The organism is Shewanella sp. SM32 (assembly GCF_025654235.1).
GTDB lineage: Bacteria > Pseudomonadota > Gammaproteobacteria > Enterobacterales > Shewanellaceae > Shewanella > Shewanella oncorhynchi.
This window is the reverse complement of the sequence record NZ_JAKKRO010000049.1, coordinates 1-22,631: the sequence shown is the minus strand read 5'-3', so window position 1 is coordinate 22,631 and position 22,631 is coordinate 1. Positions and strand designations below refer to the sequence as shown.

11 protein-coding genes are annotated in these 22,631 nt (G+C 45.6%); 9 read left to right on the top strand and 2 right to left on the bottom strand.

Annotation, left to right across the window (positions count from 1 at the left end):
- Window positions 1-28: 28 nt before the first annotated feature.
- The 8 genes from ampE (at window position 29) to L5M10_RS17315 (ending at window position 17,689) form a co-directional block, all read left to right on the top strand.
- Window positions 29-880 (top strand): beta-lactamase regulator AmpE, encoded by an 852-nt coding sequence (ampE, locus tag L5M10_RS17350; protein ID WP_198573092.1) that lies wholly within the window; start codon window positions 29-31, stop codon window positions 878-880.
- 318 nt (window positions 881-1,198) lie between these two features.
- Window positions 1,199-1,951, top strand: a complete 753-nt coding sequence (gene pdhR, locus L5M10_RS17345) for a pyruvate dehydrogenase complex transcriptional repressor PdhR (protein WP_105250401.1) — start codon at window positions 1,199-1,201, stop codon at window positions 1,949-1,951.
- Between the two features lie 81 nt (window positions 1,952-2,032).
- Window positions 2,033-4,699, top strand: a complete 2,667-nt coding sequence (gene aceE / locus L5M10_RS17340; RefSeq protein WP_263255667.1) for a pyruvate dehydrogenase (acetyl-transferring), homodimeric type — start codon at window positions 2,033-2,035, stop codon at window positions 4,697-4,699.
- A gap of 12 nt (window positions 4,700-4,711) precedes the next feature.
- Window positions 4,712-6,733 (top strand): dihydrolipoyllysine-residue acetyltransferase, encoded by a 2,022-nt coding sequence (aceF, locus tag L5M10_RS17335; RefSeq protein WP_263255666.1) that lies wholly within the window; start codon window positions 4,712-4,714, stop codon window positions 6,731-6,733.
- 147 nt (window positions 6,734-6,880) lie between these two features.
- Entirely contained in the window at window positions 6,881-8,308 is a 1,428-nt protein-coding gene (gene lpdA / locus L5M10_RS17330; protein WP_105250398.1) for a dihydrolipoyl dehydrogenase, read from the top strand.
- Between the two features lie 139 nt (window positions 8,309-8,447).
- Window positions 8,448-12,920, top strand: a complete 4,473-nt coding sequence (locus L5M10_RS17325) for an EAL domain-containing protein (RefSeq protein WP_263255665.1) — start codon at window positions 8,448-8,450, stop codon at window positions 12,918-12,920.
- Between the two features lie 281 nt (window positions 12,921-13,201).
- The gene (locus L5M10_RS17320) at window positions 13,202-15,418 is read left to right on the top strand and encodes a patatin-like phospholipase family protein (protein WP_173496216.1); all 2,217 of its coding nucleotides are present in this window, start codon (window positions 13,202-13,204) and stop codon (window positions 15,416-15,418) included.
- Window positions 15,419-15,646: 228 nt separating this feature from the next.
- The gene (locus L5M10_RS17315) at window positions 15,647-17,689 is read left to right on the top strand and encodes a M13 family metallopeptidase (protein WP_263255664.1); all 2,043 of its coding nucleotides are present in this window, start codon (window positions 15,647-15,649) and stop codon (window positions 17,687-17,689) included.
- A gap of 80 nt (window positions 17,690-17,769) precedes the next feature.
- Here L5M10_RS17315 and L5M10_RS17310 read toward each other — a convergent pair whose 3' ends face one another.
- Together L5M10_RS17310 and hxpB are read right to left on the bottom strand one after the other, a co-directional pair.
- Window positions 17,770-18,111, bottom strand: a complete 342-nt coding sequence (locus L5M10_RS17310; RefSeq protein WP_028759308.1) for a DUF2845 domain-containing protein — start codon at window positions 18,109-18,111, stop codon at window positions 17,770-17,772.
- A 95-nt stretch (window positions 18,112-18,206) separates the two neighbouring features.
- A complete protein-coding gene (hxpB, locus tag L5M10_RS17305; protein ID WP_113940780.1) occupies window positions 18,207-18,866 on the bottom strand; it encodes a hexitol phosphatase HxpB in 660 nt (219 codons plus the stop codon).
- 434 nt (window positions 18,867-19,300) lie between these two features.
- Between hxpB and acnB the strand changes: the two genes are divergently transcribed.
- On the top strand, window positions 19,301-21,898 hold the full coding sequence (gene acnB, locus L5M10_RS17300) for a bifunctional aconitate hydratase 2/2-methylisocitrate dehydratase (protein ID WP_173496220.1): 2,598 nt from the start codon (window positions 19,301-19,303) through the stop codon (window positions 21,896-21,898).
- The last annotated feature ends 733 nt before the right edge of the window (window positions 21,899-22,631 follow it).

The window sequence follows — 22,631 nt, the reverse complement described above, 5'->3', positions numbered from 1 at the left end:
TTATGGACAAATTATAGAGGTACAGCCCATGGCATTATTTTCACTCTTGGTCGCCATTTTAGTGGAGCGACTTAAATTTCTTCCTTCATCATGGCAATTTGATCGTTTACTGCAATCCTATCAGACAACATTTTTCGGTGATAAAGCGTCACTGACAAGCGTGATGATGGCGTTGGCGTTAGTGCTACCAGCCTTGTTGGTATATGTTTTATCTTGGTTAGTGGCGGGAATGTTTTGGGGCTTATTAAGTTTAGCACTATGGATTGTTGTGGCAGTGGTTTGTTTTAACCATCAGAAACAGCGTGATATTTTCAAAAAATATATGCAAGCCGCTTGTCGCTCAGACGTCCAAGCTTGTTACCATTATGCCGCCGAACTCGATTGTAGCGAGTGTTTGGATGCTGTATCCGAGAAAGACCTTGGTGCCAAAGTAGGTCAAAGTGTTGCTTGGATTAACTATCGTTATTATGGTGCCGTGGCGCTGTTTTTCATTTTTTTAGGTCCAGTCGGTGCTGTACTGTATTGCACGGTACGTTTTTATGCCGAAGAGAATGCCCGTAAATCTCTAGAGCTACCCTTAGTCAACGAAGTGATTACGCTACTGGATTGGTTACCGAGCCGGATTTTCGCCTTTGGTTATGCCTTAAGTGGTCAATTTAGTGAAGGTTTAGCGGCGTGGCGCCGTAATGGATTGACCTTAAATGTGAGTGCTCGTACTGTGGTGGCTGAAACGGCATTAGCGGCACAACCTTTACCAGAGGTCGCAAGTGCGCCTATATGTGTACAATCAACCTTAGCATTATTAGTGCTCAGTAAACGTAACTTTACACTTATTGTTGCAATACTTTCATTACTGACCATTTTCGGATTGGTGAGTTAAAAGAAGGATGCTTTGCAGCGAGAACGCTTCGCTGCTAGGGCGTCGCTGTGCTCCTTTGTGTTCCTCTAGTCTAGAATCTAGAGCCTAGAATCTATCCGCTGCGCTTTTGCAGCGTCTAGTAGGGCGAAGCCCGTGCTTTTGTCAAATGGTCTGACCCCATAAACATTTTTTTCCGCTATGCTCTCTCTTCGTGAGTGCTTTTGATCGAGATCGCTTTTAAGGAGTGATCTTCAATCTGGACATCAAAACGCTGATTTGATAAAGTGCGCTCACTCAAAAAAATTGGTAAGACCAATTTACAACGGAGCTGAGCGCCTGATGGCCTATAGTAAAATTAATCAGCCAAAAATTTCTGACGTGATCATGGCGCAATTAGAGCAAATGATCTTAGAGGGGAGTTTACAGCCCGGTCAGAAGTTACCGCCTGAACGCGAACTGGCGATCCAGTTTGAAGTGTCTCGACCTTCTTTGCGTGAAGCTATTCAAAAGCTTGAGGCAAAAGGACTGTTAATGCGCCGCCAAGGCGGTGGTACTTATGTCAAAGAACAACTCTGGCAGACCCTTGCCGATCCTATTGTTGAACTGATGAATTCAGATCCAGAGAGTCAGTACGACTTACTGGAGTTCCGCCATGCCACCGAAGGCATGATGGCCTATTTTGCGGCCCTGCGTGGTACCGACGCCGATATGCAAAATATCAAGCGTATGATTCTCGAGGTGGAAGCCGCCACCGATATCGAACAAAAAGCTGCTGCGATTGTGCGTTTTTATCGTGCTGTGGCGGAAGCGTCACATAACGTGGCTATGTTACACCTCGTTCTTAGTTTAACCCCTGTGCTGCATCAAAATGTGGCGCAAAACCTGGAGCTTTTAAGCCGCCGCGAAGAAGCTTCTACTATGGCTAACGATCACAGACGGGCATTGCTCGCTGCCATCGTTCGTCGTGATCCCGACGCCGCCAGAGAAGCCTCGAATGAACACTTAAGTTACATCGAAGAGGTGATGTTATCTGTGCGGGAAGAAGATAGCCGGTTGCAGCGAAGCTTGCGCCGTTTAAAGAGTGGCGCTTAAGTTCTGTGATTTAGCTGCCAGCTAAATCGGAATATGCCGCAAACACCATTCATTATCATGTATATAGAGAAGGACAGTGTCATGTCTGAAGATATGCTACAAGACGTAGATCCGTTAGAGACTCAGGAATGGGTTGATGCCCTGCAAGCCGTGTTGGAACAGGAAGGCCCAGAGCGCGCGCATTTTTTACTAGAAAAGCTGATCGATAAAGCGCGTCGTAATGGCACTCACTTGCCTTATAACGCCACAACGGCTTACCTGAACACTATCCCTGCGGGTCAAGAGCCGCACATGCCTGGCAACCAAGAGATGGAACGTCGCATTCGCGCCATCATCCGTTGGAACGCTTTAGCTATGGTGCTTCGTGGTTCTAAGAAAGATTTAGAATTAGGCGGCCATATTTCAAGCTTCGCCTCAAGCGCGACTATTTATGACGTATGTTTTAACCACTTCTTCCGCGCACCAAATGAAAAAGACGGTGGCGATTTAGTGTATTTCCAAGGCCATATTGCTCCTGGTATTTATGCGCGTTCATTCTTAGAAGGTCGTTTAAGCGAAGACCAACTGGCTAACTTCCGTCAAGAAGTGGATGGCAAGGGTCTGTCTTCATACCCACATCCAAAACTGATGCCGGATTACTGGCAATTCCCAACGGTTTCTATGGGCTTAGGTCCTATTCAAGCGATTTATCAGGCGCGTTTCCTGAAATATCTGACTGACCGTGGTCTGAAAGATTGTTCAGCACAAACCGTTTACTGTTTCTTAGGTGACGGTGAGTGTGATGAGCCAGAAGCTTTAGGTGCGATTGGTTTAGCGGCCCGTGAAGAATTAGATAACTTAGTCTTCATCGTTAACTGTAACTTACAGCGTCTCGATGGCCCTGTACGTGGTAACGGTAAGATCATCCAAGAACTTGAAGGCGAATTCCGCGGCGCAGGCTGGGAAGTCGTTAAAGTGATTTGGGGTCGTTACTGGGATCCATTATTGGCCCGTGACACTAGCGGTAAGTTACTGCAGTTAATGGAAGAAACCGTTGACGGTGAATACCAAAACTGTAAAGCCAAAGGTGGCGCTTATACTCGCGAACACTTCTTTGGTAAGTATCCTGAAACGGCAGAAATGGTTGCTAACATGTCAGATGATGACATTTGGCGCTTAAACCGTGGCGGTCATGATCCAGTGAAAGTGTACGCTGCCTTAGATCACGCACAAAAAACCAAAGGTCGCCCAACGGTGATTTTAGCTAAAACCGTAAAAGGTTATGGCTTAGGTGATGCGGGTGAAGGTAAAAACATCGCTCACAACGTGAAGAAAATGGGTATCGAGTCTATCCGTTACTTCCGCGATCGTTTCAATATTCCGATCCCAGATGACCAGTTAGAAGATCTGCCTTTCTATCACCCAGGTCCAGATTCTGAAGAAGTGAAGTACATGATGAGCCGTCGTGAAGCGCTGCATGGTAGCGTGCCACAACGTCGTCAAAAGTTCACCGAAGAGATGGAAGTGCCGTCACTGAAGATTTTTGATTCGATTTTACAGGGCTCAAACGGCCGTGAAATTTCATCGACTATGGCATTCGTTCGCGTGCTGACAGCATTGCTGAAAGACAAGAAAATTGGTAAAAACATTGTGCCAATTATTCCTGACGAAGCCCGTACTTTCGGCATGGAAGGTTTGTTCCGTCAAGTGGGTATTTATGCTCACGAAGGCCAAAAATATATTCCGCAGGATTCTGACCAAGTTGCTTACTACCGTGAAGATAAAACCGGCCAAGTATTGCAAGAAGGGATTAACGAACTCGGCGCTATGTCTTCATGGGTATCAGCAGCGACGAGCTACTCAGTCAACGATACACCTATGATTCCGTTCTACATCTACTACTCAATGTTCGGTTTCCAACGTATTGGCGACATGGCTTGGGCTGCGGGTGACATGCGTGCTCGTGGTTTCTTAGTGGGCGGTACTTCAGGCCGTACAACGCTTAACGGCGAAGGTTTACAGCATCAAGATGGTCACAGCCACGTATTGGCGAACACTATCCCTAACTGTATTACTTACGATCCAACCTACGGCTACGAAATTGCCGTTGTGGTACAAGATGGTATCCGTCGTATGTACGGCGAAAATCAAGAAGATATCTTCTATTACTTGACCACAATGAACGAAAACTATGAGCAACCAGCCATGCCAGAAGGTGCGGAAGTGGGCATAGTGAAAGGTATCTACAAGTTAGAAACGGTTGCGGGTTCAGGTAAAGGCAAAGTTCAGTTAATGAGCTGTGGCACTATCCTTGAACAAACTCGTAAAGCGGCGCAAGCACTGGCGAAAGACTTTGGTATTACTGCCGACGTATTCAGTGTGACCAGCTTTAACGAATTGACTCGTGATGGTCAAGCCGCTGAGCGTTGGAACATGCTGCACCCAACCGAAACGCCAAAACAAGCCTATATCAGCCAAGTGATTTCAAGTGATGCACCTGCAATCGTCGCGACTGACTATATGAAGATTTACGGCGAACAGTTACGTGCTTATATTCCTACCGATTACAAAGTATTAGGTACTGACGGTTTCGGTCGTTCAGACAGCCGCGAGAATCTGCGTCACCACTTCGAAGTGGACGCTAAGTTCATCGTTATTGCGGCACTGAAATCACTGGTTGATCGCAAAGAGCTGCCTGTCGATGTGTTAGCAAAAGCCATTAAAGAATATGGTATCGACGCTGGCAAGATCAATCCACAGTACGCGTAAGAGGCAATGAAAATGGCTGAATTAAAAGAAGTTTTTGTTCCTGATATCGGCGGCGATGAAGTGCAAGTGATCGAAATTTGTGTGGCTGTGGGTGATACCTTAGCTGCAGAAGAATCGATTCTTACCGTCGAAAGCGACAAGGCGACTATGGATATTCCAGCGCCTTTCGCCGGTGTTTTAGCCGAATTGAAAGTGGCTGTGGGCGATAAAGTATCTGAAGGTACTTTGATTGCTATGATGCAAGCGGCGGGCGCGGCAGCAGCCGCTCCGGCTCCAGTTGCAGCACCCGCTCAGGCGGCACCAGCATCTGCACCAGTTCAAGCGGCTCCTGCCCCTGTGGCTGCTGCTCCTGCGACGGGCGCAACCAAAGTGGTTGAAGTGACAGTACCAGATATCGGTGGCGACACTGATGTATCGGTTATCGAAGTCCTGGTTGCTGTCGGTGACAAGATTGAAGTTGATAGCGGTCTAATTACCCTAGAAACAGACAAAGCGACGATGGACGTGCCATCACCTTTCGCGGGTGTGGTTAAAGACGTTAAAGTTGCGGTTGGCGATAAAGTGTCGCAAGGCTCTTTAGTCATCATGCTTGAAGTGGGCGGCGCTGCACCTGCTGTGGCTCCAAGCATTAGCGCGCCAGCTGCAACTGTGGCTCAGGCGGCTCCTGCCGCTACGGTAGCGCCAGTGGCCGCAGCACCTGCTGCACCAGCGGCAAGTGTGGTTGCGGTAAAAGAAATTCAAGTGCCGGATATTGGCGATGCCAGCAATGTCGATGTGATCGAAGTGCTCGTCTCTGTTGGTGATGAAATCACTGCCGACCAAGGTTTGATCACCCTTGAAACTGACAAAGCCACCATGGAAGTGCCAGCGCCATTCGCCGGTAAACTGCTGTCTTTGACTGTTAAAGTGGGTGACAAGGTTTCTCAAGGTAGCGTTATTGCGACGATTGAGACGACTTCTGTTGCAACAGTAAGTGCTCCAGCACCTGCTGCACAAGCGGCGGCTCCAGCTCCAGTGAGCGCTGCACCTGTTGCAGCCCCAACACCTGCAAGCCGCCCTCCAGTACCCCATCACCCAAGCGCAGGTACCCCTGTGTCTACCGGTGCAGTACATGCGTCTCCTGCAGTACGCCGTTTAGCCCGTGAGTTTGGTGTCGACTTGACCCAAGTGACAGGTTCTGGCCGTAAAGGTCGCATCATGAAAGAAGACGTGCAGGCGTATGTGAAATACGAACTGTCGCGTCCGAAAGCGACTGCGGCAACTACTGTTGGTTCAGGTAATGGCGGTGGTCTGCAAGTGATTGCAGCACCTAAAGTTGATTTCAGTAAGTTTGGTGAAGTGGAAGAGATTCCATTAAGCCGTATCCAGAAGATTTCTGGTCCTAACTTACACCGTAACTGGGTGACTATCCCTCACGTGACTCAGTTCGATGAAGCTGATATCACTGAAATGGAAGAGTTCCGCAAGCAGCAAAACGATGTAGCGGCGAAGAAAAAAGCCGATTACAAGATCACGCCTTTAGTGTTTATGCTGAAAGCTGTGGCTAAAACGTTGCAACAGTTCCCTGTGTTCAACTCGAGCTTAAGCTCTGATGGCGAATCACTGATCCAGAAGAAGTATTTCCACATCGGTGTGGCGGTTGATACGCCAAACGGTTTGGTTGTGCCTGTCGTGCGTGACGTGGATAAGAAAGGCGTTATCGAGTTATCTCGTGAACTGGCTGATATCTCTATCCGTGCCCGTGATGGCAAGCTGAAATCTGCTGATATGCAAGGTAGCTGTTTCACCATTTCAAGTTTAGGTGGTATTGGCGGTACGGCGTTTACGCCTATCGTGAACTACCCAGACGTGGCGATTTTAGGTGTGTCTAAATCTGAAATTAAGCCTAAGTGGAATGGTAAAGAGTTCGAACCTAAATTGATGTTGCCGCTGTCACTGTCATACGATCACCGCGTGATCGATGGTGCCATGGCTGCACGTTTTAGTGTAACGCTGTCAGGAATTCTGTCCGATATTCGTACTTTGGTTCTGTAAGCATATAAGGCTGCTCATCTTGAGCAGCCTTTTGTTTATTGTGATCAGTATCAAACACAGGTTAAAATGCGCCCACCTTACGCGCTGGCGCATTTTCGGTTGGCAGGATAGCTCCTCCAACGGATTGAATGAGAATTAGAGGAAAACATGAGTAACGAAATCAAAACTCAGGTAGTGGTATTAGGTGCAGGTCCTGCAGGTTATTCTGCGGCTTTCCGTGCTGCTGACTTAGGTCTGGAAACCATCATAGTTGAACGTTTTAGCACTTTAGGTGGCGTGTGTCTTAACGTGGGTTGTATCCCATCTAAAGCCTTACTGCACGTTGCTAAAGTTATCGAAGAAGCCAAAGCAGTTGCCGCTCACGGTGTGGTCTTCGGCGAGCCAACTATCGATTTAGATAAGTTACGTGGCTTTAAAGAAAAAGTCATTGGCCAATTAACTGGCGGATTGGGCGGCATGTCCAAAATGCGTAAAGTTAACGTGGTTAACGGTTTTGGTAAATTCACTGGCCCTAACACGCTAGAAGTGACTGCTGAAGATGGCACTGTGACTAAAGTGACTTTCGAGCAAGCGATCATTGCTGCGGGTTCTCGCCCAATCAAACTGCCATTTATTCCGCATGAAGATCCACGTATTTGGGATTCGACTGACGCATTAGAACTGAAAGAAGTTCCAGGCAAGTTGTTAGTGATGGGCGGCGGTATTATCGGTCTAGAAATGGGTACTGTGTACGCTTCTTTAGGCAGCCAAATCGACGTGGTTGAGATGTTCGACCAAGTGATCCCTGCGGCTGATAAAGATGTGGTTCGCGTATTTACGAAGCAAATCAAGAAGAAATTCAACCTGATCCTTGAAACTAAAGTCACAGCGGTCGAAGCCCGTGAAGACGGTATCTATGTTTCTATGGAAGGTAAGAGCGCGCCAACTGAAGCCGTTCGTTACGATGCCGTATTAGTGGCTATTGGCCGTGCACCTAATGGTAAGTCGTTAGATGCTGAAAAAGCAGGCGTTAACGTTGATGAGCGTGGCTTTATCAAGGTTGATAAGCAACTGCGTACTAACGTACCGCACATTTATGCTATCGGCGACATCGTTGGTCAACCAATGTTGGCTCACAAAGGCGTGCACGAAGGCCATGTAGCGGCTGAAGTTATCGCTGGCATGAAGCACTACTTCGATCCAAAAGTCATCCCATCAATTGCTTACACTGACCCAGAAGTCGCTTGGGTTGGTTTGACTGAGAAAGAAGCGAAAGAGCAAGGTATTGCTTACGAAACCGCAACTTTCCCATGGGCTGCAAGTGGTCGTGCGATTGCGTCAGATTGTTCTGAAGGTATGACTAAGCTGATTTTCGACAAAGACACTCACCGCGTGATCGGTGGTGCTATTGTGGGTGTTAACGGCGGCGAGTTGTTGGGCGAAATCGGTCTAGCGATTGAAATGGGTTGTGATGCTGAAGATTTAGCATTAACCATTCACGCTCACCCAACACTGCACGAATCAGTAGGCTTAGCGGCTGAAATGTACGAAGGTTCTATTACTGATTTGCCAAACCCAAAGGCAAAGAAAAAGTAATTTAGCTGTCGATTAAAAAAGCGCTCACTTGAGCGCTTTTTTATTGCCTGTATTTTTTTGTAACTTTTATGTAAACAAGCGGATGAATTGAAGGGATTGAGCTGCTACAGTACAACTATGGTATGCGGTAAGTTGTCACATGCAAACAAAAATAATTAGAACAATTCTGACATGTTTCATCCTTTCACTGATTAGCGTCCATTCGGCTTGGGCGGGCGGCTTCGTGCAGCGTGTTTTTACCGATAGAGACGGTTTAGCTGTCACCAGCATCCGAGGTTTAGCCTTAGATGACTACGGTTTTGTATGGGCAGCTACTGAGCAGGGCTTGTATCGGGTCAGTAATTCTAAGGTGCGGCGCATTGATAAAATTGGCACGGAATCACGGCTTGCGGATGACTTTTTAACGACAGTGGTGAACATCGACCGAGACAAGTTATTGGTCAGTACCAATGCCGCGATTTACCTTTACGATATAGTACAAAATCAATTTACCGCGTTTGGTTCTCCCTATCTATTCCCGCAGTTTCCAGGTGGTGCGCTGATATCGGCAGCCCGCAAGAATAGCAAAACATGGCGATTATTAATTGATAATGGTCAGATCTATGAGTTTTCCCCTTCAAAGTCAGAACTTCGCCTTATCACTCAATTAGCTGTTAATCGCGACCTTCCTTGGCGCAAGTTATTGCTTATGCCCAATGGACACATGTTGGTTGCGGGGCAGTTGCAACTAGAGCTCCTCGACAACAAGGGCGAACGGCTATTTCAATACCCTTGGACCGAATCTATGGGCAGTATTCTCGATATGTTGGAGGATACTCAACATAGGATCTGGATTGCGACAGGGCGTGGTGTTTATCAATTAGATCAAATCGCTCATCAAATTACACCTGTGCCAGAATTACCCGATTGGAGCACAGCGATCATTGAAGATGCTAAAGGGTATTTGTGGTTTGCCAGTCGTATTGGCTTGTTAAAATGGTCGCCTGAGACGCGGTTGATTGAGAATTATCAGCAAGAGTTGAAGGCTGAGGCCAACATGGAAACGCTGAAAGCCATGTTGTTTGATGATGCAGGCTTGATGTGGGTTGGAGGCTCTGGTGATGGATTGGCATTGTTAGCGTCACCGCCTGATTTCATTCTTGATACTTATGCGGCAGATGAACCCTATCAGCTGAGCGATGCCATGACCTGGTCTGTACATGCCAGTGATGAAGGGGTTTGGCTCGGTTCTTCCAGTGTAGATTTTGTTGCTAAGGGCAGTAAAAAAGCGGTTAACATTCCGATTGAGGGGTTTAATCCCCACGAAAGTATTTATGATATTAGTGAGTTTGAGGACCATTATTTACTGATCTCAACAACCAGTGGTCTTTTTGTTATTGATAAAGAGACCTTGCAAGGAAGCAGTTTTTCTAAATGGACTCACGGTCAGGATGACTTTAAAAATAAGCTCATATATAAAACTTATCGGGATCCCAAACTGAAAGGACGCGTCTGGATTGCGACTACCACGGGACTCTATTTTTGGGAAATGGGACTCTATGAGCCCCAGCCATTTGATATTGATAAGTCATCGAACGAATTTGATGGCCCCAAGCGGCCTGTGATCCGCACTATTTATCGCAGCTCTGACGGTCGTCTTTGGGTTGGCGGTAAAAAAGTCTTTGGTTACATAGACAGTCAAAACGAGTTTCATGATCAACGGCACTTATTTAATGCTTTTGCGGCACAACCAACGATTAGCCATATTGAAGAAATGTCCCCGGGAATTATCTGGTTTGGTTCCTATGAAAAAGGTTTGTTTGAATATCAGCAGCAGACGGAATCGTTAGTTTCACTGACTTCCGAATGGCAATTAAATTGTAGTTCAGTGTTTTTTATTCAAAAGACCCCTAAGTCAAATCTTGTGGGTTGTGCTGATTCTTTGATTCGTCAGGATATTCAAACGGGCAATATCGCCATGTTTAATCAACTCGATGGTTTGATTTCCGATGAAATGAACGAGGGCGCTTATTTTTATTCGCCAAAAACAGGCTTTTACTTAGGAACACCTGAAGGTGTGATGCGACTCGATGTCAATAGGCTGGTCAATCGTATAACCGATGACCATGTGATGCTTGAATCTGTCTCTGTGTACTATAACAACACGACAGAAGTATCCTTGTTGCCGCGTAACCTGATGACTATCAAACCCGATGCGAATATGGTGAGTTTTCAAATCACTAACTTAGATTATCTCGATGATTCGCCAATTCAATTTAAATACCGATTACGTTATCAGGATGAAGATAGCCATTACGTCTTGTTGCAGGGGGAATCTCAGATCAACCTCGCAGGATTAGCGGCGGGTGGCTATGTGTTAGATATTTTGAGTCAAGTTAATGGGATATGGTCAGATAAGCCGTTCTCATATCCTTTTTATGTTGAGCAGCATTGGTGGTTATCCCAAGGTTTTAAAGGTATTTTGCTGCTGTTATTTTCTATTATTGCTCTAAGTCTTGCTTGGTACCGACAACGACAGATTAATACCTTTAAGCAGATGAATCTGGCATTAACGGAGAGTGAAGACAGGTTAAGGCAGTCTTTGCGCGGCAGTGACTCAGATCTCTGGGAGTGGCATAAAAATACTCAGGCATTTCACCTTGATAATCGCGGTTCGGTGCTTGGTACGCATGCCAATGAGATTGTGGTGAGCTTAGAGGATTTGCCTGTGCATCCGCAGGATAGGGAGAAAGCTCTCGCTCAGTGGGACAACATGATGGCGGGTGAGATTGACCGATTCGAGGCCGAATATCGCTATCAGCGTAAGGACGGTAATTGGGGATGGCTGAGGGTTAGAGGGCGGCCAGTTGCTCGCAATAAGCACTCAAATGAAATTGAACGGGTCGCGGGTATTTATAGCGATATTACTGTGCAACGCCAGCTAGAAGATGAAATTAATTTATTGGCGAAAGCGTTTGGCAATACCTCTGAAGGTGTGTTGATTTTAGATGTCGAAGGCGGTATTCGCGTTGCGAATTACGCTGCGCAACAAATTATTGGTATAGATTCTGACGACTTAGTTGGGCAACCATTTGCACAATTCGTACAGATGAATGACGGATTAGCATCGGAGATTAAGCAACTTCTCCGTGATAGTCAGTCTTGGACCGGAGAGCGGGAGTTAATCCGTGCCAATCAGCAACTCTGTCCTGTGTGGCTAAACGTGTCGGTGATGCAAAGCATTAACGGGAAAGTAACCCACTATGTGGTGGTATTTTCTGATATCACGGAGCGTAAACGTACTGAAGCCGATTTACGCCGTTTGGCTAATTACGATGTGCTTACTGGTTTGCCAAATCGCTCCTTATTTTCTAGCCGTCTATTACAGTCGATTCAAGCTGCGCAGCAAACAGGTGAGAAACTGGCGCTACTGTTTTTAGATCTCGATAGATTTAAGCATGTTAATGATTCCTATGGTCATAGCATGGGCGATGCTCTGCTGGTCGAAGCATCAAGCCGACTGCAATCTTGTATTTCCAGTGAGCATTTACTCTGTCGTTTTGGTGGCGATGAATTTGTGATTTTACTCCGCAATGCAAACAGCATTGACGATATTAACCATGTCGCCGAGCGCCTGTTGGAGCAAATTGTCGCGCCTTTTAAGTTGTATGGTCGGGAATTTTATATTTCTACCAGTATAGGCATCAGTATTTGGCCCGACGATGCGGTGCAGCCTGAGGCTTTTATCAAGAATGCCGATCTTGCTATGTACCATGCCAAAGAAGAAGGGCGAGGCAATTTTCAATATTATTCCTCGGAGCGTAATGCTCAAGCCCTCTATCATTTACGGCTTGAAGCCGATTTACGCAAAGCTATAGAGCGGCAAGAGTTCGAGCTTTATTACCAGCCGCAAATTGATATTTTGCGTAATGATAAGCTCATAGGAATGGAGGCATTAATTCGCTGGAAACATCCGCAAGACGGCTTTATTCGCCCCGATATTTTCATTAAAGTTGCTGAGGCTTGCGGTTTAATTGTTGATATTGACCGCTGGGTATTAAGACAAGCCTGTGTGCAGGGGGCCAATTGGACTAAGCGCTATGGCTCGGGCTTTAAGTTGTCGGTTAATATTTCGGCGGTGCATTTTAGGCAGCCAGATTTTATTGAAGATATCCAAAGAATTTTGCAAGAAACCCAAATGCCAACAGCATCTTTAGGATTAGAAATCACCGAAGGCGTATTGATGAAGGAGTTGCATGTCGCTAAAGACCATCTGACTCGATTGAAATCTTTGGGGATCGAGGTTGCCATCGATGACTTTGGTACTGGGTATTCTTCACTGGCTTATTTGCGTAATTTTGAGGTCAATACTCTAAAAATTGATCGCTCATTTTTGATTGATATCGCCACTAATACCGCAGATCAGGCGATTGTGAGCAGTATTATTGAATTAGCCCGTAACCTTAAATTAAATGTGGTTGCTGAAGGGATTGAGACGGTTGAGCAGTTAGAGCAAGTCTTTAGCCGTGGCTGTTATATTATTCAAGGGTATTATTTTGCTAAACCTATGTGCGTTGATGATTTTGAGCGCTATTTAGAGACAGATAACAAAATCGTCTCTATTGATCATTAAGCTAGAAACATAGTCTATTATTGGCTCGCGAATACTTAATATTTGTACAGCTGATGGGCAATCGTCTGCACGATATAAGCCAGTGAGCTTGATATGTAAACGTTATCGTCTTCAGTGATGATGGATATTTTGTTTAGCAGTTTATTCAATTAAACTTCATCTGTTTGTATAAAGAGTACACAAACTTATCACTAGTCGGTCCAGATAAAATATGACTGACGGTTAAATCGATAAGTTTGTTAATATAACTCGGATTTTTATCCCATAAAAAGTAGCCTCACATGATGCGTCAACTACTCGCTTCTATTATTTTGTGTTTGTGTGTTACCCCGTCTTTGGCTGCAGAGCGCCTTAAAATTGGTGTCGTACTCAGTGGTGGTGGTGCTAAAGGCGCTGCTCACGTGGGCGTGCTCAAAATATTAGAAGAACATAACATCCCAGTCGATTATATCGCGGGCACCAGCATAGGTGCCTATGTCGCTGGCATGTATTCACTGGGTTACAGTGCGAGTGAAGTGGAAGCTATCATGATGGGGGTCAACTGGGACAGTGGCTACTCGGACACCATACCGCGCAATATTTTGAGTTACAGGGATAAACAGTTACGCGACCGTTACAATATTCCGTTAAACATTGGCTATAACGAAGGCCAAGTGAGGGCGCCAAGTGGTCTGCTACGTGGACAGACTATGTCGCAACTTTTACGTCAGTCGACAGATCTGGTACAGCAATTTGGTCATTTTGATGATTTAGCCATTCCCTACCGAGCGGTTGCAACCGACTTAGAAACTAGCTTACCTGTGGTGATTAGTCACGGCAGTATGGTTAAAGCCATGCAAGCGTCTGCAACTGTACCTGGTGCACTTCAGCCCGCACAAATTGAAGGCAAGTTATTGGTCGATGGTGGTATTGCTAATAACATGCCCGTCGATGTGGTTAAGGCCATGGGAGCCGATATTATTATCGCCGTCGATATTGGCTCGCCTCTGGTCAAAAAAGATAAATTAGACAGTACTATCGCAGTGCTCGATCAGCTCTCTAATTTTTTGACCAATGCCAGCACTGAAAAACAAAAACAATTACTGACAGATAAAGATGTATTGATCCGACCCGCGATTGACGCCCTCAGCACCACTGATTTCACTATTATGCCGCTGGCATTAACCCTTGGAAAAGAAGCCGCTAATGGTCAGCTTTATAAGTTGAGCAGTATGAGCGTGAGCCCTGAGGAATATGCTGCCTACGTCGAGGCTAAAAAAGCCAAAGGTAAATTATTAATGGCGGATGTACGTCATCCCATTAATGAAATCGTATTTGAAAACCAATCTAAGGTGAGTTTGAATCTCTTGACGGAAACCTTGGATATTAAACCTGGGCAAGCTGTATCTAAAGACGAGCTTAATGAGGCGTTAAAGCGTATTTACTCCCTCAATAAATTTGAGCGTGTCGATGCTGAATTTGTAGAAGGTGAGGATGGCCGCATACTCACAGTCACCACTAAGGCTAAGTCTTGGGGGCCGAATTATTTCCAACTGGGCTTTAATTGGGAGGATGACTTTAATTCAGAATCTGCCATCAGTTTTGACATGGCTTATACCATGACCGATTTGACCTTTAATGGTGGCGAGTGGCGTAATGAGGTCAAACTCGGCATTGAAAAGTTGTTTGCAACTGAGTTCTATCAGCCTTTAGACAGGGACCAACAGTTCTTTAGCCGTGCCCGCTATCAATACGATACCCGTGATTGGGACTTATACGATAATAACAGTCGTATCTTAACCTTCGACAAGAAAACCCATACGATTGAATTAGGCATAGGTTATAACTACACCTTACAAGGGATGATTGAGTTAGGCTTAGTCGCAGAGAAGGGGTCGATAGTCAATGATGTTTGGTTAACGCAGGACTTAGATTTTAGTTCCTATGGTGCTTACTTTAGGTTCGGTTACGATAGCTTAGATAGCATTAGCTTTCCAACATCAGGTAATCGCGTAACCTTAAACGTCTACGTGCGTAATGAAGATTTCAATGACAGTATCGACGATAATCAAAACCAATTTAGCGTGCAAATAGAGGCCGACTGGAAAGGTGCCTTGAGTGTCGGTAACCACGCTTTTGTTGGTAAGGCATCGATTGCTACCAACAATAATGATGGTGTCAATACGCTGCATTTATCCGAGCTGGGAGGATTCTTAAACCTGTCTGGTTACCATAAAGACTCCATTATGGGCGCACATAAAGTGTTTGGGGCCTTTATTTATCAATATGATCTCGGGCGTGATGCGCTAGGTATGACAGATTATCCTCTATACCTAGGTTGGAGTTTAGAGGCGGGGAATGTCTGGGACGAGCGCACTGACGTCACCCTGACCGATCTGATTTATGCATCGAGTCTTTATATCGGTACAGATACTTCCATGGGACCCGCGGCACTTGGTTTTGGGATCACAGATCTTGGCGATAAGTCTTTCTATTTATTTGTGGGTAAAAACTTCTAGTTTGAGATTGGTGTAAAGAACTTAAGGGCATGACTGAGGCTGTGCCCTTACTTTTTGGTCGATGGAAAAACTATAAGCGTCATCCCTATGGAAGTTATCTTGCCGAAATAGCTAAGAGTGTCGCTAAAGTGTCATATCCTTTTACAAAATCTTACTACTGTGAGGCGTGCCAAGATGCTAAGGTTTTGCGGGAAAAATAATAACTCTCAACGGAAGCTGGGGAAAACAATGAAGAAGATAAGCACACTGGCACTGAGTATCGCCTTGAGTTTAGGTTTAGCTGCTTGTAGTACTGAGCCTAAAACTGAAGCCGTCGCGGTGTCTGGCATTGAATTGCAAAACTTTGATGCCTCAGTTCGCCATCAAGATGATTTCTATTACAGCGTTAACGGAAAATGGTTGGCAAATACGCCTATTCCTGCTGACAAATCTAACTATGGCGCGTTTTCTGTGTTGTACGACCAAAGCCAAGATGCATTGAAGAAAATTATCGACGAAGCGGCCGCTAAAAAGAATCCTGCTGCAGGCTCTAATGAGCAGAAAATCGGTGATTTCAATGCCAGTTTCATGAATACCGATTTACTTGAAACCTTAGGTGTTACACCACTAAAGCCTTTGCTGGCAGATATCGCAGCCGCAAAAACACACGCTGACTTACCCGCTGTTATGGGCAAATTACTGACGACGGGTTCTGGTATTCCTTTTGGTTTTTACGTCAATAATGACGCTAAAAACTCAACTCAATATGCGGTGTATTTAAGCCAGTCAGGCCTCACGCTACCGGATCGTGATTATTACCTTAAAGATGATCCTAAATTTGCTGCTAATCGTCAAGCCATGGCTAAGTATGTGACAGAGATACTGACTGAAGCAGGTTACAAGGACGCTAAACGTGCGGCTAAAAACGTCGCTGACATCGAAATGATGATCGCTAAAAGTCAGTGGAGCCGAGTCGAATCCCGTGATGCCAACAAGGCATACAACAAGTTAGATCGTGCTGAACTGCAAAAGTTAACCGGTCAATTCGATTTTAATGCCTTTGCTGCGAGTGCGGGCTTAGGCGATAAAGTGACTGAAGTGATTGTGCGTCAGCCCTCTTATTTTGAAAAACTCGGCGCCAGTTTCGAGACATTCCCAGTATCGGCTTGGCAGGATTATCTTGCGTTCCACTTAGTGGATAGCTACGCCGAGTTACTGAGTAAAAACTTTGTTGATTTGAACTTTGCCTTTAAGAGCAAAACCTTAATGGGTATCGAAGAGCAGCAGCCACGCTGGAAAAAAGCAGTTGATGGCGCCGACCAAGTGATTGGTGAGTTAGTGGGTGAAGAGTACGTTAAGCAATACTTCAAGCCAGAAGCTAAAGCACGCATGGAAACCATGATCAAAAACTTGATCAAAGGTTTTGAAGTCAGCATTAATGAACTCGAGTGGATGACGCCAGAAACCAAAGTCGCCGCCCAAGAAAAACTGGCTAAATTTACTTACAAAATTGGCTATCCAGATAAATGGAAAGATTACTCAGGTTTAGATATTAAGGCTGACGAGTTAGTCGGTAACTACATGCGTTACGCTCAGTTTGAATATCAAGACATGATTAACAAGCTAGGCAAGCCAATTGATCGTACGGAATGGGGCATGACACCACAAACGGTGAATGCTTATTACAGTCCAGTGAAAAACGAAATTGTGTTCCCTGCTGCGATTCTGCAACCGCCATTCTTTAATATGGATGCCGATGATGCCGTTAACTACGGTGGTATAGGTGCCGTGATCGGCCATGAAATTAGCCATGGTTTTGATGACCAAGGCGCTAAATACGATGGTGATGGCAACCTGCGTGATTGGTGGTCAGATAAAGACAGAGAAGAGTTCCAAAAACGCGGTAAGCAGTTGTCTGCGCAATACTCAGGTTATGAGGCAATGCCCGGCAAGTTTGTTAATGGTGATTTGACCTTAGGGGAAAACATCGGCGACTTAGGTGGTTTAACCGTTGCGGCACGTTCGTATTTGATGAGCCTTAACGGCAAACCTGCACCTGTGCTCGATGGTTTAACGGGCGAGCAACGCTTCTTTGTGGGTTGGTCGCAAGTATGGCGCCGTAATTACCGTGATGAAGAGCTGAGCCGTCGTTTGCTGACAGATCCGCATTCACCAAGCCATTATCGTGCCATGGGTACGCCACGTAACGTGGAAGCCTTCTATAAGGCCTTCGATATGAAACAAGGCGATAAAATGTATTTAACACCAGATGAGCGTGTGAAAATTTGGTAATACATTCATTAGATTGAAATAAGAAAAGCCAGACAATGTCTGGCTTTTTTATTGATGACCATAATCTAGGATGCTGCCGATTAATGTCCGTAACCTAAGGATTCGATTTTAGTGACTTTATTATCAGTGGCATACAGGCGACGCATTAAGCGTGTTGGTCCAAAGTCATAGGTCCATTCTTGATACTCAGTTGGCAACTTGCTGGGATCGATCACCCTGTCTCCGTTAGCGTTGAGATAAGTCGCGGGCAGACTGTATTCTCGAATATCACTGGGCGAGCCGCATTTATCCTGCACAGTCGTTAAAGTATCGCCCGTATTGATCACTTGTTGTTTACAGTGCATGGTCTCACCTGCACTAGCGGGTAAACAGGTGGACATGAGTATTAAGCCCATGGGCAGTATTAAGGACAGGTATTTCACATTGAATTCCTTCTGGTGCATACACCATTGTGCTATTTATCCGTAGGGCAAAGACTAAGCTTATCCGCCCTGCAGAAACGCAGTGTGTTGTGACGTTATTTTGCCAAAATTGTTGTTAATGCCAACAAACTCTCGGCCTGATGATGGGCGATAATCCACTTAGCATCGCCTCTTTGTTCTGGCGCAGGGATCGCGACCGTTTGCATGTTGGCTGCTCTGGCGGCAATTAAGCCGTTAAAGGAATCTTCGATGGCAAGACAACAACGGGGATCAACATCTAACGCCTTAGCGCAATTCAAATAAACTTCTGGGTGGGGTTTGCCATAGGTGAGTCCCTCGGCCGATTGTACTGCCATAAATTTATCACTGAGTCCTAGCTTAGAAAGAACTGCCTCAATAATAGTGTAGAACGACGAGGTCGCTAAGCCGATTTTAAGGCCAAGCGCTTGGCAGTGATCAATCGCTTCGTGGACGCCCAGCATAGCTTCGCCGCTAACCAGAATTTCATTTGCAACTTTATCAACAATCGTTTGGCTGACCTTGGCATTATCATAGTGTGGCCAAGGTGCCTTGTGGTACCAATAATCGACGCATTGATCGATGCGTAAGCCCGTGGTTTGTTGAATCGTTTCTATCGTCACTGGCACGCCGAGTGCGGATAACACTTCATACTCGACTCGCTGCCATAGGGGTTCTGAATCGATTAAAACGCCATCCATATCAAAAATAACGGCTTGAATGCTAAGGGATGTCATTGGTACTCCGATGGACTAAGGAAATAACTGAGATATGCAGTAAATTAAGCCTGAGTGTAAGTTCTTGCACTGCATCTTAAAAGCCAAAATGCAGCAAGATGAGAAAAATTTATACCTATTTGCTCTGGGGCGCGGAAAATTGCTTGTTCGATTTAAAATTAATGAAACATTGTTAACTATTTGTAGTGTATGGTTTTTTGTCTGTTTTCAAACTATTGTCTAATTTCACTTGTTTTAATCTTCCCGTAAGTTGGCATTCGCCGCCGGATTTAGTCCTTATTTCGCTTTTTGCCGAGTGTGACCTGATTCATACTTTTGCAAAGCTGTAGTATACTGCAGGCCGGAAATACGGGTCGATCATGTCGGACTGTCAGCTTCAATTAAGAAGACGTGCAGTTTCGTTGTTAGAGCGCCAAACAAAGAGGAATGTTGCCGTGCTAGAAGCATATCGTAAACACGTCGCAGAACGTGCTGCAGAGGGCGTAGTCCCTAAGCCATTAGATGCACATCAAGTGGCTGAACTGGTTAAGTTAATTCAAAACCCACCCGCAGGTGAAGAGGCTTTCGTTCTCGACCTGCTTGAAAATCGAATTCCCCCAGGTGTTGATGAAGCCGCTTATGTTAAGGCTGCTTTTTTAGATGCGGTTGCCAAAGGCACTGAAAAATCACCGATTCTGTCTGCTGAGCGTGCTACTGAGTTATTAGGCACAATGCAAGGCGGCTACAACATCGAACCTCTGATCGCGCAGTTGGATAATCCAGCGTTAGCACCTTTAGCCGTTAAAGCGTTATCTCACACTCTGCTGATGTTTGATTCTTTCCACGATGTGGTTGAGAAGATGGAAGCGGGCAATGAGTTTGCTAAGCAAGTGGTTGAAGCGTGGGCGAATGCAGATTGGTATTTAAGCCGTCCAAAACTGGCCGACAAAGTCACTCTGACAGTATTTAAAGTTTCTGGTGAAACCAACACCGATGACTTGTCACCTGCACCAGATGCATGGTCACGTCCTGATATCCCATTGCACGCGTTAGCTATGCTGAAAAACGCCCGTGATGGTATCGAGCCTGATGTTGCTGGCGCCGTTGGCCCAGTGAAAAAAATTGAAGCATTAAAAGCACAAGGTCATCCATTAGTATATGTGGGTGACGTTGTGGGTACGGGTTCATCACGTAAATCTGCGACTAACTCAGTACTGTGGTTTATGGGCGATGATATTCCATTCGTACCCAACAAGCGCGCTGGTGGTTTCTGCCTTGGCGGTAAAATTGCACCGATTTTCTTCAACACTATGGAAGATGCGGGCGCACTGCCAATCGAGCTTGACGTAAACAAGATGGAAATGGGCGATGTGATTGACATCTACCCATACGCCGGTGTGGTTAAGCGTCACGATAGCGACGAAGTGATTTCAGAATTCAGCTTAAAAACTGAAGTCTTGTTAGACGAAGTTCGTGCTGGTGGTCGTATTCCATTGATCATCGGTCGTGGTTTAACTGACAAAGCCCGTGACGTATTAGGCTTAGGGTTATCTGACGTCTTTGTACGTTCTCAAGATGTCGCTGATACTGGCAAAGGTTATACACTTGCACAGAAGATGGTCGGTAAAGCTTGTGGCGTAGCGGGTGTGCGTCCTGGTCAATACTGCGAACCTAAGATGACGTCTGTCGGTTCACAAGACACGACAGGTCCTATGACCCGTGATGAGCTGAAAGATTTAGCTTGTTTAGGTTTCAGTGCTGATTTGACTATGCAGTCATTCTGTCACACTGCGGCTTATCCAAAGCCAGTGGATGTGAACACACATCATACTCTGCCAGATTTCATCATGAACCGCGGCGGTGTATCACTGCGTCCAGGTGATGGTGTTATCCACTCGTGGTTAAACCGTATGCTTCTACCAGATACAGTTGGTACGGGTGGTGACTCACATACGCGTTTCCCAATTGGTATTTCATTCCCAGCGGGTTCTGGCTTAGTAGCGTTTGCTGCAGCGACTGGCGTTATGCCACTCGACATGCCTGAATCCGTATTAGTGCGCTTCAAGGGCAAAATGCAACCGGGTATCACACTGCGTGATCTGGTTCATGCTATCCCATTAAAAGCCATTGAACTGGGCATGCTGACCGTTGAGAAGAAAGGTAAAGTAAACATCTTCTCTGGTCGCGTACTGGAAATCGAAGGCTTAGAATCACTGAAAGTTGAACAAGCTTTCGAACTGTCTGATGCTTCAGCTGAGCGCTCTGCTGCCGGTTGTACCATCAAGTTAGACAAAGAACCTATCATTGAATACCTGAACTCCAACATCATCATGCTCAAGTGGATGATCGCTGAAGGTTATGGCGATCGTCGTACGATTGAACGTCGTATCAAAGGCATGCAAGAGTGGTTAGCCAATCCTGAGCTGATGAGCGCCGATAAAGATGCTGAGTACGCTGCAGTAATCGAAATCGACCTAAATGACATCAAAGAGCCAATCCTGTGTGCGCCAAACGATCCTGATGATGCCGTTTTACTGTCATCTGTTGCGCAAACTAAGATTGATGAAGTGTTCGTAGGTTCTTGTATGACTAACATTGGCCACTTCCGCGCAACCGGTAAGATGCTAGACAAGTTTGCTAAAACCCTGCCAACACGTCTGTGGATTGCACCACCGACTAAGATGGATAGAGATCAGCTGACTGAAGAAGGCTACTACGCGATTTTTGGTCGTGTAGGTGCGCGCATCGAGATCCCTGGTTGTTCACTGTGTATGGGTAACCAAGCACGTGTAGCTGAAGGTTCAACTGTGGTATCGACTTCTACCCGTAACTTCCCTAACCGTTTAGGTACAGGTGCTAACGTTTACTTAGCCTCTGCTGAATTGGCTGCGGTTGCTGCACTGTTAGGTCGTCTGCCGTCACCTGAAGAATATCAAGAATACGCTAAAGAGTTAGATGCAACAGCAGCTGACACATACCGTTATTTGAACTTCGATCAAATCGAGTCTTACACAAAAAAAGCATCGGAAGTGATCTTCCAGACTGCCGTGTAATCGATTGCCGTTAAGGTAACTTGATGTAAAAAGCCAGCGTAAGCTGGCTTTTTTTGTGGGTTTGTTTTATTTCTACATCTATATGCACCAATGAACCCTATCATAGTCATGCCTTTAGTTTTTACACACAAACTCGTTACTTACTAATGGTCAGGCGTTGTCGCCATTAAAACAAATCCATTTAAGCCGATCCGTTGGTCAATCTCGCGCTTAGCCCCATTTAATCTTCATTTTAAAAGACGAAAGTCTTCTATTTTTATAACTACCAACAAATCATCTAATGGCTTTTGGCTATACAGAATGCGAAACAAAGGCGCAGTCTTGGCTGAATTGTGGATAACTTTGGGGGGTAAGTTGTGGGTATGGTGTGGCTAGATTAGATAATTAGAATTAACTGCAAATTTCCTGAAAATAGGGGTTGCACAAAATCTCCTGCTGCCTATAATGCGCATCCACTGACACGGCAGACAGCGTTAAGCAGCCTGGTGTGACAGTTCATTGATGAGTTTACTGATTGATGAGTGTTGAGAAAGTTTGCAAAAACTCCTTGACGCGAAACGGGAAATGCGTAGAATACGCAGCCCTAGCCAACTGGAAGCGTTCGGCGCTCAGTGTGGTACTCAAGTTCTCTTACGAATATTGAGTTGCTCTTTAACAAGATAAAACAAGAAATCTGTGTGGACACTCACAGGTGTTGAGTTAATCGAAACTGCTTAACCTTCGGGTTGGCAGT